We start from the raw sequence: 15,466 nt of genomic DNA, 5'->3' as shown, positions 1-15,466 counted from the left end.
GCTCCCCATGCCGACGAAGGAGGCCGCATGAGCGTTACCGCCCCTCTGGGGTTCAGAGCCGCGGGTGTTGCCGCCGGGATCAAATCCGGCGGCGCCCGCGACCTGGCCCTCGTCGTCAACGACGGACCCAGCCGCGCCGCCGCCGGCGTGTTCACCGCCAACCGGGTGAAGGCCGCCCCCGTGCTGTGGTCGCAGCAGGTCCTGTCGGGCGGGCGGCTGCGCGCTGTCGTGCTCAACTCGGGCGGCGCCAACGCCTGCACCGGGCCCGAGGGCTTCCAGGACACCCACGCCACCGCCGAGAAGGCCGCCGAGCTGCTGGCCGACTCCGCGGGCGAGGTCGCGATCTGCTCGACCGGCCTGATCGGCGAGCGGCTGCCGATGGACGAGCTGCTGTCCGGCGTCGAGACCGCCGCGGGCCAGCTCTCGCGCGACGGCGGCCTGGCCGCCGCCGACGCCATCCGCACCACCGACACCGTCTCCAAGATCTCCTTCCGCCGCGGCGGCGAAGCCGCCGCAGCAGAAGACGCCTCTTCGAAGCCTTTGGGGGGGAACGCGGGGGGCAAAGCCCCCCGCGGGTACATGGTGGGCGGCATGGCCAAGGGCGCGGGCATGCTCGCCCCCGCCCTGGCCACCATGCTCTGCGTGATCACCACCGACGCCGACCTGACCAGCGAGGAGCTCGACGCCACGCTGCGCAGGGCCACGGCGCAGACGTTCGACCGGCTCGACACCGACGGCTGCATGTCCACCAACGACACCGTGCTCCTGCTGGCCAGCGGCGCCGCCGGGGTCAAGCCCGACCTGGCCGAGTTCGAGCAGAAGGTCGTGGAGGTCTGCGCCGACCTGGCCAGGCAGCTCCTGGTGGACGCCGAGGGCGCCTCCAAGGCCATCGCCATCGAGGTGGTCGGCGCCGCCTCCGAGGACGACGCCGTCAAGGTCGGCCGCTCGGTCGCCCGCTCCAACCTGCTCAAGTGCGCCATCCACGGCGAGGACCCCAACTGGGGCCGCGTCCTGGCCGCCGTCGGCACCACCGACGCCGCGTTCGAGCCCGACCGGCTCAACGTGGCCATCAACGGCATCTGGATCTGCCGGGCCGGCGCGGTCGGCGACGACCGCTCCAAGGTGGACATGCGCCCCCGCGACGTGACGATCACCGTCGACCTGTCGGCGGGCCCGCACACCGCGACCGTGCACACCACCGACCTGACGGCCGACTACGTGCACGAGAACTCGGCGTACTCCTCATGAGGCTGTCCACCGCCCAGAGCAAGGCCGGCGCCCTGATCGAGGCGCTGCCCTGGCTGACGAGCTTCCGCGGCGCGACCGTCGTCATCAAGTACGGCGGCAACGCGATGATCGAGGAGTCCCTCAAGGAGGGCTTCGCCGAGGACGTCGTGTTCCTGCACCACGTCGGCCTGCGCCCGATCGTCGTGCACGGCGGTGGCCCGCAGATCAGCAGCGCGCTCGACAAGCTGGGCATCGAGTCCACGTTCACCGCCGGGCTGCGGGTCACCACGCCCGAGGCCATGCAGGTCGTCAGGATGGTCCTCACGGGCCAGGTCAACCGCGACATCGTGGGCCTGGTCAACCGGCGCGGCCCGTTCGCCGTCGGCATGTCCGGCGAAGACGCCCACCTGTTCACGGCCGAGCGCAAGTACGCCATCGTGGACGGCGAGCCCGTCGACATCGGCCAGGTCGGCGAGATCATCAAGGTCGACCCCGGCGCCGTGCGCGCCCTCATCGACGACGGCCGCATCCCGATCGTCTCCAGCGTCGCCAGGGGCGACGATGGAGAGATCTACAACGTCAACGCCGACACCGCCGCCGCCGCACTGGCCGTGGCGCTCTCGGCGCACAAGCTGATCGTCCTGACCGACGTGGAGGGCCTGTACGCCAACTGGCCCGACGACACCGACGTCATCGACAAGCTGAACGCCGACGAACTCGAGGCGATGATGCCCGCCCTGTCCAGCGGCATGGTGCCCAAGATGGAGGCGTGCCTGACGGCCGTGCGCGGCGGTGTCCCGCAGGCCCACGTGCTGGACGGCCGCGTGCCGCACTCGCTGCTGCTGGAGATCTTCACCAATGAAGGAATCGGAACGATGGTGATGCCCTGATGAACCTGTTCGAGAGGTTCGGCCAAGCATTCATGCCCAACTACGGGGTCCCCCCTGTGGCGCTGGCACGAGGCGAGGGCACCCGCGTGTGGGACGTGGACGGCAAGGAGTATCTCGACTTCATCGCCGGCATCGCGACCAGCTCGCTCGGCCACGCCCACCCGGCCCTGATCGAGGCCGTCAGCAGGCAGGTCGCCACGATCGCGCACACGAGCAACCTGTTCCTGCACGAGCCCGAAGTGCTGCTCGCCGAGAAGCTCCTGTCCCTGCTGGACGGCCCCGCCCGGGTGTTCTTCGCCAACTCCGGCACCGAGGCCAACGAGGCGGCGTACAAGCTGGCGCTGAAGTACGGCAGGCGCGAGGGCCGCACCTACTTCGTGGCCGCCGAGAACGGCTTCCACGGCCGGACGATCGGCGCCCTGTCGCTGACCGGCAAGAAGGCCATCCGCGACCAGTTCGGCCCGTTCCCGGTGGAGGTGCGCTTCGTCCCGTACGGCGACGCCGACGCCCTCAAGGAGGCCGTCACCGGCGACTGCATCGCGGTCTTCCTGGAGCCCACGCAGGGCGAGGCCGGCGTGGTCCCGCCGCCCGAGGGCTACTTCGAGGCCGCCCGCGAGATCTGCGACTCGACCGGCGCCCTGCTGGTCGCCGACGAGATCCAGTCCGCCATCGGCCGCAGCGGGCACTGGTTCGCCCACCAGGCCGACGGCGTCACCCCCGACATCCTGACCCTGGCCAAGGGCCTCGGGGGCGGGCTGCCGATCGGCGCCTGCATCGGCTTCGGCGACGTGGGCCGGCTGTTCGAGAAGGGCGACCACGGCTCGACGTTCGGCGGCAACCCGGTCTCGTGCGCCGCGGCGCTGGCCGTGCTCGGCACCCTCGACCTCGGCCACGTCACGTCGGTCGCCGACCGGCTGCGCACCGGCCTCGAATCGGTCGATCACCCGCTGCTCAAGGGGGTGCGCGGCCGCGGCCTGTGGCTGGCCGCCGTCCTCGGCGAGCCGCGCTCGGCCCAGGTCCAGCAGGCCGCCCAGGACGCCGGCTTCCTGGTCAACGCCCTTCAGCCGGACGCGGTCCGCATCGCGCCGCCGCTGGTCGTGACGGCCGGCGAAGTGGACACGTTCGTCTCCGCGTTCCCCGCGATCCTGACGGAGGCGGCGAAATGACCATCAGGCCTGGCGCGGACTCGGCGCAGATCAGACACTTCCTGCGTGACGACGACCTCTCGCCGGACGAGCAGGCGGAGGTGCTCGACCTCGCCGCCGCCATGAAGAAGGACAGGTTCGGCTACCGCCCCTTCGAGGGCCCGCGGACCGTGGCCGTCCTGTTCGACAAGCCGTCGGCCAGGACGCGCGTCTCCTTCCACACCGGCATCGGCGAGCTCGGCGGCCTGCCGCTGGTCGTCGACAACGTCTCGGCGCTCATGGGCCGCGGCGAGCCGCCCGCCGACCTCGCCAGGGTCCTCGACCGGCAGGTCGCCGCCATCGTCTGGCGGACCAGCGGCCAGGAGCTCATCGACGAGATGGCCGCCCACTCCGGGGTGCCGGTCGTCAACGCGCTCACCGACGAGTTCCACCCCTGCCAGATCCTCGCCGACCTGCAGACCGTGCGCGAGCGGCTGGGCCGCACCGCCGGGCTCACGCTCACCTTCGTGGGCGACGGGGCCAACAACATGGCCCACTCCTACCTGCTGGGCGGCGCCACAGCAGGCCTGCACGTACGTATCGCCGCCCCGGCCGCCTACCAGCCGGACGCGGTCATCCTCGACCAGGCCGCCGCCATAGCCGCCAAGACGGGCGGCTCGGTGGTCGCGCTGTCCGACCCCGTGGCCGCCGTCCAGGGCGCCCACGTGATCGCGACCGACACGTGGGTCTCGATGGGGCAGGACGGCAAGGAGGAGCGGGTGGCGGCGCTGATGCCGTACCAGGTGAACGACGAGCTGCTCGAACACGCCGCGGCGGACGCGATCGTGCTGCACTGCCTGCCCGCCTACCGTGGCTACGAGATCACCGCCGAGGTCCTCGAAGGCCCGCGCAGCGTCGTGTGGGACCAGGCGGAGAACCGCCTGCACGCCCAGAAGGCCCTGCTGCACTGGCTGGCCACCCGGAGATGACGATCCCGATGACCAAGGCGGGGCGGCAGGCGAAGATCACCGACCTGCTGCAGCGGCAGGCCGTGCGCTCCCAGCCGGAGCTGGCCAAGCTGCTCGCCGAGAGCGGTGTCGAGGTCACCCAGGCCACGCTCTCGCGTGACCTCGACGAGCTCGGCGCGCTCAAGCTGCGCGCCGAGGACGGCTCACTCGTGTACGCGCTGCCCGGTGAGGGCGGCGGCCGGATCCCGCTGGCCCGGCTGGGCACCGGCGAGTCCCCGGCGGCGCGGCTGCACCGCATCGCGGAGGAACTGCTGGTCGCGGCCGAGGCGTCGGCCAACCTGGTCATCGTGCGCACCCCGCCGGGCGCGGCCCAGTTCCTCGCCTCGGCCATCGACCACGCCGACTGGGAGTCGATCCTCGGCACGGTCGCGGGCGACGACACGATCCTCGTGATCAGCCGCGACCCCACGGGCGGGCAGGCGGTCGCCGACGCCCTGCTGAAGGTCGCCGACAAACGAAGCTAAGAGACCCTTAGGAGAGTGAAATGTCCGAAAGAGTAGTCCTCGCATATTCCGGGGGTCTCGATACCTCCGTTGCCATCCCCTACCTCGCCGAGAAGATGAACGCCGAGGTCGTGGCCATCGCCGTGGACCTCGGCCAGGGCGGTGAGGACATGGAGATCATCCAGAAGCGGGCCATGGACTGCGGCGCCGTCGAGTCGGTCGTGGTGGACGCCAAGGAGGAGTTCGCCACCGACTTCTGCGTGCCGGCCCTCCAGGCCAACGCCCTCTACATGGACCGCTACCCGCTGGTCTGCTCGCTGTCGCGCCCGCTCATCGTCAAGCACCTCGTCACGGCGGCCAAGCAGTTCGGAGGCACGGTCGTCTCCCACGGCTGCACCGGCAAGGGCAACGACCAGGTCCGCTTCGAGGCCGGCCTGGCCGCGCTCGCCCCCGACCTGCGCGTCATCGCCCCGGCGAGGGACTTCGCGTGGACGCGCGACAAGGCCATCGAGTACGCCGAGGCCAAGGGCCTGCCCATCGAGACCTCGAAGAAGAACCCGTTCTCCATCGACCAGAACCTCTGGGGCCGCGCCGTCGAGACCGGCTTCCTGGAGGACATCTGGAACGGCCCGACCGACGAGGTCTACTCCTACACCGCCGACCCGGCCACGCCGCGCCCGGCGGACGAGGTCGTGATCACGTTCGAGGGAGGCGTGCCGGTCAAGGTGGACGGGCGGGCGCTGACGCCGTACCAGGTCATCGACGAGCTGAACAAGCGCGCCGGCGCCCAGGGCGTCGGCCGCCTCGACATGGTCGAGGACCGCCTGGTCGGCATCAAGTCGCGCGAGGTGTACGAGGCCCCCGGCGCCATCGCCCTCATCGCCGCGCACATGGAGCTGGAGAACGTCACCGTCGAACGCGACCTCGCCCGCTTCAAGCGCGGCGTGGACCAGCGGTGGGGCGAGCTCGTCTACGACGGCCTGTGGTTCTCGCCGCTCAAGGGCGCGCTCGACGCCCTCATCGCCGACGCCCAGAAGCACGTCAACGGCGAGATCAGAATGACCCTGCACGGCGGAAACGCGACCGTGACCGGCCGCCGCTCCGAAGATTCCCTGTACGACTTCTCCCTGGCCACCTACGACACCGGCGACACGTTCGACCAGTCGCTGGCCAAGGGCTTCGTCCAGCTCTTCTCCCTGCCCGCTAAGATCGCGGCGGCCCGGGACGCGCGCAAGGGCTGACTTGCACTATGGTCGCGCCGGGGCTCGGGGGGAATGAACGGGCCCCGGACGCGGCATCGGAAAGGTAATGGAGGATATGACGGTGAGTGATGGCAAGCCGATGCGGCTGTGGGGCGCCCGCTTCGAGAGCGGCCCGGCCGACGCGCTGGCCCGGTTGTCGGTGAGCGTGCACTTCGACTGGCGGCTGGTGCCGTACGACCTGGCCGCGTCCAGGGCGCACGCCCGCGTGCTGCACAGGGCGGAGCTGCTGAGCGACGAGGAGCTCGAGCGCATGATCGGCGCGCTCGACGATCTGGAGCGCGCCTGCAAGGCGGGCGAGTTCCGGCCGACGATCGCCGACGAGGACGTGCACACCGCGCTGGAGCGCGGCCTGCTCGAACGGCTCGGCTCGCTCGGCGGCAAGCTCCGCGCCGGCCGCTCGCGCAACGACCAGATCGCCACCGACCTGCGGCTCTACCTCCGCGACCACGCGCGCTCCGTCGTCTCCCGCCTGGTCGAGCTGGAGACCGCGCTCATGGCCCAGGCCGAGCAGCACGCCGAGACGGCCGCGCCCGGCATGACGCACCTGCAGCACGCGCAGCCGGTCTCCTTCGGCCACCAGCTCCTCGCCCACGTGCACGCCTTCACCCGCGACATCGACCGGCTCATCGACTGGGACAAGCGCGCCGCGATCTCCCCGCTCGGCGCGGGCGCCCTGGCCGGCTCCTCGCTGCCGCTCGACCCGCAGGCCGTCGCCGCCGAGCTGGGCTTCTCCGCCGCCGCGCCCAACTCGATGGACGCCGTCGCCGACCGCGACTTCGCGGCCGAGTTCCTGTTCGACGCCGCCATGATCGGCATGCACCTGTCGCGGCTGGGCGAGGAGATCGTCCTGTGGGCCTCGCAGGAGTTCCGCTGGATCGAGATGGACGACGCCTACTCCACCGGCTCGTCGATCATGCCGCAGAAGAAGAACCCCGACGTGGCCGAGCTGGCCCGCGGCAAGTCGGGCCGCCTCATCGGCAACCTGATGTCGCTGCTCACCACGCTCAAGGGCCTGCCGCTGACCTACAACCGCGACCTGCAGGAGGACAAGGAGCCGGTGTTCGACTCCGTCGACACGCTGCTGCTGGTCCTGCCCGCGATGGCCGGCCTGGTCGCCACCATGCGCGTCAACACCGCCCGCATGGAGGCCTCGGCTCCCGACGGGTTCGCGCTGGCCACCGACCTGGCCGAGCTGCTGGTTCGCCGCGGCGTGCCCTTCCGCGAGGCGCACGAGGCGGTCGGCCACCTCGTGGTCTGGTGCCAGGTCAACGACAAGGACCTCGGCGACCTGACCGACGACGAGCTGGCCAAGGTGTCGCCGCACCTGACGCCCGACGTCCGCGGCGTGCTGAGCGTGCCCGGCGCCATGGCCGCCCGCAAGGCGCACGGCGGCACCGCCCCCGACCGCGTCCGTGACCAACTCGGCGCGCTCAGGGAAGTGGTCGACACGCAGGCCGCATGGGCCGCGGGCAGCTGAGCTCCGCGGCGCTGCCGCGCGGCTTCTTCGACCGGCCGGCACACGAGGTCGCGCCCGATCTGCTCGGGCGCGTGCTCGTCCACGGCGGCCCGAACGGCCCCGTCGCCGTCCGCCTCACCGAAGTGGAGGCGTACGGCCTGCCCGGCGAGGACCCGGCCTCCCACACCTACCGGGGCAGAACGCCACGCAACGCGGTCATGTTCGGCGCGCCGGGCCACCTGTACGTGTACTTCACCTACGGCATGCACTTCTGCGCCAACCTCGTCTGCCTGCCGGAAGGCCACGGCTCGGCCGTGCTGCTGCGGGCGGGCGAGGTCGTGGCCGGCCTGACCGTGGCCCACGCCCGGCGCTCGGCCGGCGCCCGGATCGAGGACCGCGACCTGGCCCGCGGCCCCGCCCGCCTGGCCGTGGCCCTCGGCCTGCTGCGCGAGCACAACGGCCTCGACGCCATCCTCGAAGGCTCGGGCCTGGGCCGGCCGCGCGAGTCGGTCACCGTGCTGGAAGGCCGGCCCGCCGACCCCGCCACGATCAGGTCAGGCCCGCGCACCGGCGTCTCGACCGCCAAGGACACCCCGTGGCGGTTCTGGATCGACGGCGACCCCACGGTCTCCCCGTATCGCGCTCACGTGCCGCGCCGCCGCAACGCCGCCGCCACCTCCGTGGGGGAGGTGCCCAGCTCGTGAGGGCTGAAGATGTGCAGGTAGTCGCCGGTGTCGATCTCCAGCATCTCGCTGCGCAGGCCCCACCGCCTGCGTACGTCGACCTTGACGTCCCAGATCGACTCCCACGGCACGTGCCGCCGGCCCGCGAACCCGTGCACGACGGTGATGCCGTCGGTGTCGGCGGCCAGCCGCACGGGGACGAGCAGGTCGCGCAGCCCCATCGCGCCCACCAGCAGGGTCGCGGGAACGGCCAGGATCACCCCGCGGACATCACCCCCGAACCACCAGAAAACGCCGAGCCCGGCACACACCAGAGCCCCTAAGATCTTGAAAACGGCCAGCTCGCGACGGACCCTCCACATGGCCACCCAGCGTATCCAAGTGGCGGGCATCCTGATGGATCGGGCAGGCTAAAGGCAACGACCTCCAACCCAGGGAAGCCAGATCACCGTGACCGACATCCTTGACGACCTCGCGTGGCGAGGCCTGATCGCGCAATCCACCGACCTTGACGCCCTGCGCGCGGCCATGGCCAAGGACCCGATCACGGTCTATTCCGGCTTCGACCCGACCGCGGCGTCCCTGCACATCGGTCACTTCGTGCCGCTGCTCACGCTGCGCCGCCTCCAGCTCGCCGGGCACAACCCGATCGGCCTGGTCGGCGGCGCCACCGGCCTGATCGGCGACCCGAGCGGCCGCAACACCGAGCGCTCGCTCAACTCCAGCGACATCGTCGCCGACTGGGTCGAGCGCCTGCGCGGCCAGGTCGGCAAGTTCCTCGACTTCGACGCCGAGCACAACCCGGCGCGCCTGGTCAGCAACCTCGACTGGACCGGCGAGCTGAGCGCGATCGACTTCCTGCGCGACATCGGCAAGCACTTCCCGGTCAACCGCATGCTGGCCAGGGAGTCGGTCTCCGCGCGGCTGGCGGGGGAGGGGCTGAGCTACACCGAGTTCAGCTACCAGATCCTGCAGGCCAACGACTACCTGGAGCTCTACCGCCGCTACAACTGCTCGCTGCAGATCGGTGGCAGCGACCAGTGGGGCAACATCACCGCGGGCGCCGATCTGATCCGCCGCATCGAGGGCGGGCACGTCCACGTGCTCACCCAGCCGCTGATCACCAAGGCCGACGGCACCAAGTTCGGCAAGACGGCGGGCGGCGCGCTCTGGCTCGACCCCGCGATGACCTCCCCCTACGCCTTCTACCAGTACTTCCTCAACGCCGACGACCGCGACGTGATCCACTACCTGAAGGTGTTCACGTTCCGGAGCCGCGAGGAGATCGAGACGCTGGAGAAGGCCGTCGCCGAGCGTCCCTTCGCCCGCGAGGCCCAGCGCACGCTGGCTGAAGACCTCACCGAGCTGCTGCACGGCGCCGACGAGCTGGCCGCGGTGGTGGCCGCCTCCAAGGCGCTGTTCGGGCAGGGCTCGCTGGAGGAGCTGTCGTCCGCCACGCTGGCGGCGGCCCTGGCCGAGGTGCCCAAGGCCACCGTGCCCGCCCTCGGCGCGCCGCTCGTGGACCTGATGGCCGACAGCGGCCTGGTGGAGTCCAGGTCGGCGGCCCGGCGGGCGGTCAAGGAGGGCGGGGCTTACCTCAACAACGTCAAGGTCACCGACGAGTCGTACGTGCCGGGCGCCGATGACCTGCTGGCCGGGCGGTTCATGGTCCTGCGGCGCGGCAAGAAGTCGATCGGCGGCGTCGAGGTCGGTTAGCCGGGCGGGCCCTTCGCGCCGCGGAGGGCCCGCTTTCGCCTTGTGCGGTTCACCGACGGGTGAACAACGCCACCGTCAACCCCGGCAGATCCCCCGAATGCTTGGCCACGTCGAGCTCGAACCCGGCCCGTTCGACTTCCCCCACCCGGCCGATGGCATCGCCTTCGAGCCCCGACTTCTTCGTCCCCCGCCACACGACCCAGACCCGCTCCCGCCCTTCCAGGCTCGCCGAGACATCGGACCGCTCGGGGTAACCGAAGCCATCAGGATCGGGTGAGTCCCCCGATCGCAGGACATCCACCGGCATCGCGGAATCGGCGTAGTAATCGAACCCCGAACGCAACTGGCTCTGCCCGTACACGATCGCGTCCTCCGGCTCGGCCTTGATCACCCGTAGCGCCCACGGGATGTTCTCGAACCGCCCGTTCTCCTCCCGTACCTCCACATGGTCGGCGAACGCCAGCGCGCACCCGAGCGCCACGACCACCACCCCCGCCACCACGTGGAACCGGGGCAGAGCGGCCACGGCCAGCCCGGCCAGCAGAGCGAGCACCGGGGCCGTCACGAACAGGTACCGGTCGACGTACACGGGGGTCAGCAACTGGGAGACCGCGAGCAGCAGCACCGGCGGCAGCACCAGCCAGCCGACCAGCACGAACGCCCACTCCCGCACGCGCGGGGCCGTCCGCCACAGCAGCACCGCCCCGGCCAGCGCGAGCGCGAACAGCAGCAGGCCGAGCCCGGCCGAGCCCGCCGCCATCTTCGGGAACTTCAGCCACACCTCGGGCCCGCGCTGCGGGATCCAGCTGATCGCGTGCCGCTCGCCGTATCCGATCAGGCCCAGCACGGCGGCCGGTATACATCCGATCGCCATCGCGGCCAGCATGGGGACCACCACCGCGCGCCGGGCCAGCAGCAGTTGCGCGGGCAGGACGAGCACCGCGAAAAGGTGCGTGGAGCAAACGAGCGCCACCGCCACCCCGTACACCACCCACCGCCGGGCGCCGGGCCGTTCGACGGCGCGGTGCAGCGCCCAGAACGAGAACACGACCGCCGCCGCGGCGAACGCGTACGACCTGGCGAAAGCCCCGTAATAGGACACCGACGGCAGGATCGTGAAGACGGCTGCGGCGATCACACCCGCGCGGATGCTGTGCAGGCGGCGGCCCAGGTCGACCAGGAACCACGCCGCCACGCCGATCGCCACCGCCGACGGCAGCCGCAACCACAGCTCCGCCGTGCCGATCTTCCCCCAGAAGTGCATGAACAGGTAGTACGGCAGGAAATGGCCGTCGATGTGCCGCGCCAGCTCGAACAGCCCCGGCAGGGACCGGGAGGCGGAGCTGATGGTGGCCAGCTCGTCGCCGTTCAGCGTGGCGGCACCCGTGCCCGAGAAGGCCGCGAGCCCGGCGACCAGCCCCATCCACCAGGGGGTTGACGTGCGAAGACGTGGGGCGGGGCGGGCCGGGGGCGCGAGTGTGGCGGCAGAGGTCACCGGGGCAGGATACGCGCGTAGGGTCGGGAGCATGACGAATGTGATCGTGTTCGACCTTTATGGCGTTATAGCGCGAACTCAGTCCTCCGAGGCGCGGGAGCGGATCGCGGGGCTGGCGGGGGCGCCGGGGGAGGGATTCTGGGAGGCGTACTGGGCCTGCCGGCCGCCGTACGACGCCGGCCAGGACAGTGCCGCGTACTGGGGTGCGGTGGGGGAGCGGCTCGGCACGACCTTCGCGGACATTCCCGCCCTCGTCGCCGCGGACCTGGACAGCTGGTCCGAGGTGGACACCGGCATGGTGGACCTCGTCCACGAACTGGCGGACCAGGGGCACCGGCTGGGGCTGCTGTCGAACATCATCGAGGAGCTGGTGCCGGTGTGGGAGTCGGGGCATGGTGACTGGCTGGGGAGGTTCGCCGCTTTGACGTATTCGTGCAGGATCGGGGTGGCCAAGCCGGAGCGGCGGGCGTACGAGATCTGTGCGGAGCGGATGGGGGTGGCGGTGGGGGACGTGCTGTTCTTCGACGACAACCTCGCCAATGTCGTCGCGGCGCGGGAGGCGGGGATGAGGGCGGAGGTGTTCGAGTCGGCGGAGCAGGTACGGAGGCTCGCGAAGACCATCACGCTCCGCACCTGACCCGTTTCACCAGACCTCGGACCTCCGACCTCGGCCGCTGCCGGCGTTACGCCGTCTGTGTGGCGTCGAGCCACTTGCTCAGCGCTCCTGCAGGCTGCCCCTCAGACCGCGTCGCCCACCGGACCCGGTTGCCGTCGAGGCCCTCCAGATCCTTGCCAATCCACTGATCCGCTGACATGACCCGCCTGCCTGGCCTGGCTACCCGCCTGCCTGGCTACCCGTCTGTCCAGCGTGCGTCGCCTCTAGCGTGCGTCGCCTCTAGCGTGGCTCGCCGTCGAGGACGAGCAGCGCGGCCAGGGCGGCGTCCTTGTGGTCGCGCGTCCACGGCGAGCCGACCTGTGACCGCAAACCGTCCACCCGCCCCACCACGCCAGGGCCGAGCAGGTGGGCGGCGGTGTCGCGGAGTTCCTTGAAGTCGTACCGGCTCACCGCCAGCCCTTCCGTCCGAGCCGCCTCCGCCAGCGCCTCGTGGTAGAGCTCACCCTCGGCACCGTGGAGGAAATGGTGCTTGGCCAGCACCTCCGCCAGCTTGTCCGGGAGCGTCATCCGCCCGGCGCCGACCGCGCCCAGGTCGAGGGCGACGCCCAGCACGTCATGCCCGTCGCCGGTCAGCTTCCGGGCCGCGGTGGCGAGGGCGTCGCGTGAGGCCGTGCATGCGGCTCGTTCCACGCGCGAGATCAGCTCGCCGGCCGCGGCCACACCGAGCCCGGCGGCGGCGTGATAGGGCTGTTCGGGCAGGTCAGGGTCGGCGAGCAGCACCACTCGTTCGCGCATCAGCACCTCAGGCGCCTCGGGTACGCCCCCGATCGCCACCAGCACCGCCCAGCCACAGTGGTCCTTCACCCCGAGCACCGCCTGCCCCAAGGTCGCTCACCTCCGCGTCACTGCCGGGTGATCCGTGTCGGCTTCATAACGATCACCACCCGCCGCTCGGCGTCGCCGACGGGCCGGTCGTAGTCGAGGTCGTAGCGGCGGGCCAGCACGTCGAAGAAGTCGCCCGACGGGTCCGGGTCCACCCGTACGACCTCGCCACGGATCTCCACATAACGGTACGGCTGCTCGGGGTCGTGGATCGAGACCGCAACGTGCGGATTTTCCACGACATTCCGGTACTTGCGGCGATCCTTCGTGGTCGTGAACCGCAGGAGCTCCCCGTCCCAGATCGTCCAGACCGGATTCACCTGCGGAGTTCCGTCAGGACCGATCGTGGCCAGATGAGCGAACACCGGACGGGTCAGCAGGTCCAGATGGCTTTCAGGAATCATCACACCTTCTCTTTTCGGTCGCCTCCGGGCACGATATCAAAGCTTTGATTCTTATCAAGGATGGAACAATCGTATGAGGTTGTACGCTCCCCCGTATGGGGATGCCTGCGGAGGAACGACTCGGTTTGCACATCAAGCGAGCCGAGCAGGCCCTGATCGCCGCCAAACAGTCCGCCGTACGCCCCGCTGGACTGACCGTTCCCCAGTACGCGGCCCTCTTCGCCCTCGCCGGCAGCCCCGGCATCTCGGGCGCGGCGCTCGCGAGAGCATGCCTGGTCACCCCTCAGGCCATGACCGTGGTGCTCAAGAACCTGGAGGAACGGGGATTCATCGAACGCTCCCCGCACCCTTGGCACCGCAACGTCCTGGAAACCCAGCTCACGGACACGGGCCGTACGGCACTGGAGGAGGCGGACCGGCGGGCCGTGGTGGTGGAGCGGGCGATCGCGGACGAGTTCAGCGCCGAGGAGCGAAAAACCCTCCGCGACCTCCTGGCCCGATGCACCAAAGCCATCACCCGCACCACCCCCGACCTGTAGCCACTGCTCCGACACCGGGCTGGGAAACGATCGGGCCTGAGAACGATCGGCCGAACAACCAGCGGCCCAGCAACGCTTTGGCCCGCAGTCTTGGGCCCGCAGCCTTGCGGTCGGCAATCTTGAGACACGCGATCTTGCGGTTGGCAGCCTTGGGCCCGCAATCTGGCGGTCGGCAACCCGAGCTTCCGGTGAGCGGGCCATGTCGGCCGCTCACCGGAGGCTGAATGGCATGCGTGGTCGCAGCTGCGTTCGGCTCGCGCAGTAGCCGGCGGCCCACGACCGCCGGCCGCCCACGACCGCCGGCCGCCCACGACCGCCGGCCGCCCACGACCGCCGGCCGCCCACGACATACCGGTGCCCCGCAGTACGCCGGTGACACACCACCCGCGCAACCACGCCACAGACAACCCGGTCGGCCGCCGATTCGGACCAATCAGCCTGGCCAGCTCATCCCGGCCCATCCCGGCCCATCGTTCTTGGCCCCGGCGCCGCCAGCTTCAAGGTCACCGGCCTCAGCTCCTGAACTGTCGATAGGTCACACCTGTCGAGGTTCGGTGAGCGGGCGACAAGGCACGCCCGTCGAGATTCGGCGAGCGGCGGGCGTGGCACCCGCTGACACTCGGCGAGGGGCCGGCATGACATACCCGCAGATGTCCGGCGAACGATCGCGACGCCACGCAGGCCGAAATCCCTTGAGCAGCCGCGATGCCACACAGGCCGAGGCCCCCTGAGCCGTCGGCAACCCTGTGACGGCATCGCATGAGCGGTCGGCATGCTCGTTCCACCGGCACTCTGCCCAGGAGTCGGCCTCCCGGCACTCCACCCCCGGGAATCTCCGCCTCTCAGAAGTCCCCCTGCGGAGCCCACCTCTCAGGAGTCCGCGTCCCGACACGCCATTCCCGGGAAGTCCTTCCTCCCGGCGCTTCACCCTCAGGAGCCCACCCACCGGCACTCGGCCGACCGGACATCCTCACCCAGGACACGTCGCTCTCGGAACGGCTGTCGGAACCGCCTCCGCAACCGACGGCCTCCCGCCGACCGGAGGCGATTTGACGTGTCGCGGATCCGGACCTAATCTTTCACTTCGTCCCCGGGAGCGAGCCGGACGCCAGTCAGGCGGACGGGCCCCAGGACAAGCCCCTTGAAACAACGAGCCACTCGGCAGATCCGCTTCGGCGTGCGTCAGCATGAGTCGTCTCAGGGCGAGTGCCGTGATCACCGGAAAATCGGTTGATTCGACACGAGCCCGATGACACGGTAAGTTACGAGGGTTGCCCCGGAACCGGGGCGCACAATCTTGAAAGGTTTGGCCCGCTTCGATCAAGTCTCCGGATTTGACACAAAGCAGGACAATCCGGTAAGATTGAGAAGAGCGAGATGGCGCCTTCGAGCAGAGATCACCGCAAGTGAGTCACTGCCGGATGTACGCGTCCGTTTCTTGAGAACTCAACAGTGTGTTAAAAGCCAGTGCATGATGCACAACCCCGTCATATTGATTGACGGATTCCTTTGGTTGGCATTCATCTTTGGATGGGTGCTGGCTGGGACATTTTTTCCAGGCATTTTTTGGAGAGTTTGATCCTGGCTCAGGACGAACGCTGGCGGCGTGCTTAACACATGCAAGTCGAGCGGAAAGGCCCTTCGGGGTACTCGAGCGGCGAACGGGTGAGTAACACGTGAGCAACCTGCCCCTGACTCTGG

The 15,466-nt window shown here is 70.2% G+C and carries 15 protein-coding genes and 1 rRNA gene; 12 read left to right on the top strand and 4 right to left on the bottom strand.

Annotated elements, in window-relative coordinates:
- Positions 1-27 precede the first annotated feature (27 nt).
- From argJ to C4V41_RS25185, 8 genes are all read left to right on the top strand, one after another.
- Complete coding sequence (gene argJ / locus C4V41_RS25220) at positions 28-1,248, top strand: bifunctional glutamate N-acetyltransferase/amino-acid acetyltransferase ArgJ (protein ID WP_103958421.1); 1,221 nt, start codon at positions 28-30, stop codon at positions 1,246-1,248.
- Entirely contained in the window at positions 1,245-2,117 is an 873-nt protein-coding gene (gene argB, locus C4V41_RS25215) for an acetylglutamate kinase (protein WP_103958420.1), read from the top strand. Before argJ ends, argB begins: the two co-directional genes overlap by 4 nt.
- Entirely contained in the window at positions 2,117-3,283 is a 1,167-nt protein-coding gene (locus C4V41_RS25210) for an acetylornithine transaminase (protein ID WP_103958419.1), read from the top strand. The genes argB and C4V41_RS25210 overlap by 1 nt, the downstream gene beginning before the upstream one ends.
- Entirely contained in the window at positions 3,280-4,230 is a 951-nt protein-coding gene (argF, locus tag C4V41_RS25205) for an ornithine carbamoyltransferase (protein WP_200824221.1), read from the top strand. The genes C4V41_RS25210 and argF overlap by 4 nt, the downstream gene beginning before the upstream one ends.
- Positions 4,227-4,733, top strand: a complete 507-nt coding sequence (locus C4V41_RS25200; protein WP_103958418.1) for an arginine repressor — start codon at positions 4,227-4,229, stop codon at positions 4,731-4,733. Before argF ends, C4V41_RS25200 begins: the two co-directional genes overlap by 4 nt.
- A gap of 20 nt (positions 4,734-4,753) precedes the next feature.
- Positions 4,754-5,953 carry an argininosuccinate synthase gene (locus C4V41_RS25195; RefSeq protein WP_103958417.1) on the top strand — a complete coding sequence of 400 codons (1,200 nt, stop codon included), beginning with the start codon at positions 4,754-4,756 and terminating at the stop codon, positions 5,951-5,953.
- 76 nt (positions 5,954-6,029) lie between these two features.
- The gene (gene argH / locus C4V41_RS25190; protein WP_103958416.1) at positions 6,030-7,451 is read left to right on the top strand and encodes an argininosuccinate lyase; all 1,422 of its coding nucleotides are present in this window, start codon (positions 6,030-6,032) and stop codon (positions 7,449-7,451) included.
- On the top strand, positions 7,433-8,134 hold the full coding sequence (locus C4V41_RS25185) for a DNA-3-methyladenine glycosylase (protein WP_103958415.1): 702 nt from the start codon (positions 7,433-7,435) through the stop codon (positions 8,132-8,134). The genes argH and C4V41_RS25185 overlap by 19 nt, the downstream gene beginning before the upstream one ends.
- Here the strand turns inward: C4V41_RS25185 and C4V41_RS25180 are convergent.
- Positions 8,074-8,475, bottom strand: coding sequence for a PH domain-containing protein (locus C4V41_RS25180; RefSeq protein ID WP_103958414.1), 402 nt, complete (start codon positions 8,473-8,475; stop codon positions 8,074-8,076). The two genes, C4V41_RS25185 and C4V41_RS25180, sit on opposite strands and share 61 nt — an antisense overlap.
- An 88-nt stretch (positions 8,476-8,563) precedes the next feature.
- Between C4V41_RS25180 and tyrS the strand changes: the two genes are divergently transcribed.
- A complete protein-coding gene (tyrS, locus tag C4V41_RS25175) occupies positions 8,564-9,829 on the top strand; it encodes a tyrosine--tRNA ligase (RefSeq protein WP_103958413.1) in 1,266 nt (421 codons plus the stop codon).
- A 49-nt stretch (positions 9,830-9,878) separates the two neighbouring features.
- Here tyrS and C4V41_RS25170 read toward each other — a convergent pair whose 3' ends face one another.
- The gene (locus tag C4V41_RS25170; protein ID WP_235030365.1) at positions 9,879-11,324 is read right to left on the bottom strand and encodes a glycosyltransferase family 39 protein; all 1,446 of its coding nucleotides are present in this window, start codon (positions 11,322-11,324) and stop codon (positions 9,879-9,881) included.
- 31 nt (positions 11,325-11,355) lie between these two features.
- Between C4V41_RS25170 and C4V41_RS25165 the strand changes: the two genes are divergently transcribed.
- Positions 11,356-11,961 carry an HAD family hydrolase gene (locus C4V41_RS25165; protein ID WP_103958411.1) on the top strand — a complete coding sequence of 202 codons (606 nt, stop codon included), beginning with the start codon at positions 11,356-11,358 and terminating at the stop codon, positions 11,959-11,961.
- A gap of 258 nt (positions 11,962-12,219) precedes the next feature.
- On the opposite strand, the gene C4V41_RS25160 is transcribed toward C4V41_RS25165, so the two are convergent.
- Both C4V41_RS25160 and C4V41_RS25155 read right to left on the bottom strand, forming a co-directional pair.
- Positions 12,220-12,825 carry a hypothetical protein gene (locus C4V41_RS25160; protein ID WP_103958410.1) on the bottom strand — a complete coding sequence of 202 codons (606 nt, stop codon included), beginning with the start codon at positions 12,823-12,825 and terminating at the stop codon, positions 12,220-12,222.
- Between the two features lie 17 nt (positions 12,826-12,842).
- Positions 12,843-13,226: a PPOX class F420-dependent oxidoreductase gene (locus C4V41_RS25155; RefSeq protein ID WP_103958409.1), complete on the bottom strand. Its 384-nt coding sequence runs from the start codon at positions 13,224-13,226 to the stop codon at positions 12,843-12,845.
- Positions 13,227-13,321: 95 nt separating this feature from the next.
- Here C4V41_RS25155 and C4V41_RS25150 point away from each other — a divergent pair, with 95 nt between their 5' ends.
- A complete protein-coding gene (locus tag C4V41_RS25150; RefSeq protein ID WP_200824220.1) occupies positions 13,322-13,765 on the top strand; it encodes a MarR family winged helix-turn-helix transcriptional regulator in 444 nt (147 codons plus the stop codon).
- A gap of 1,563 nt (positions 13,766-15,328) precedes the next feature.
- Positions 15,329-15,466 (top strand): 16S ribosomal RNA (locus C4V41_RS25145); the annotation flags it as partial.

The organism is Nonomuraea solani, assembly GCF_900108335.1.
In the GTDB taxonomy this organism is placed as follows: domain Bacteria; phylum Actinomycetota; class Actinomycetes; order Streptosporangiales; family Streptosporangiaceae; genus Nonomuraea; species Nonomuraea solani.
Note: the sequence above shows the minus strand (reverse complement) of the source record. Positions and strands in the feature narration are given on the sequence as shown.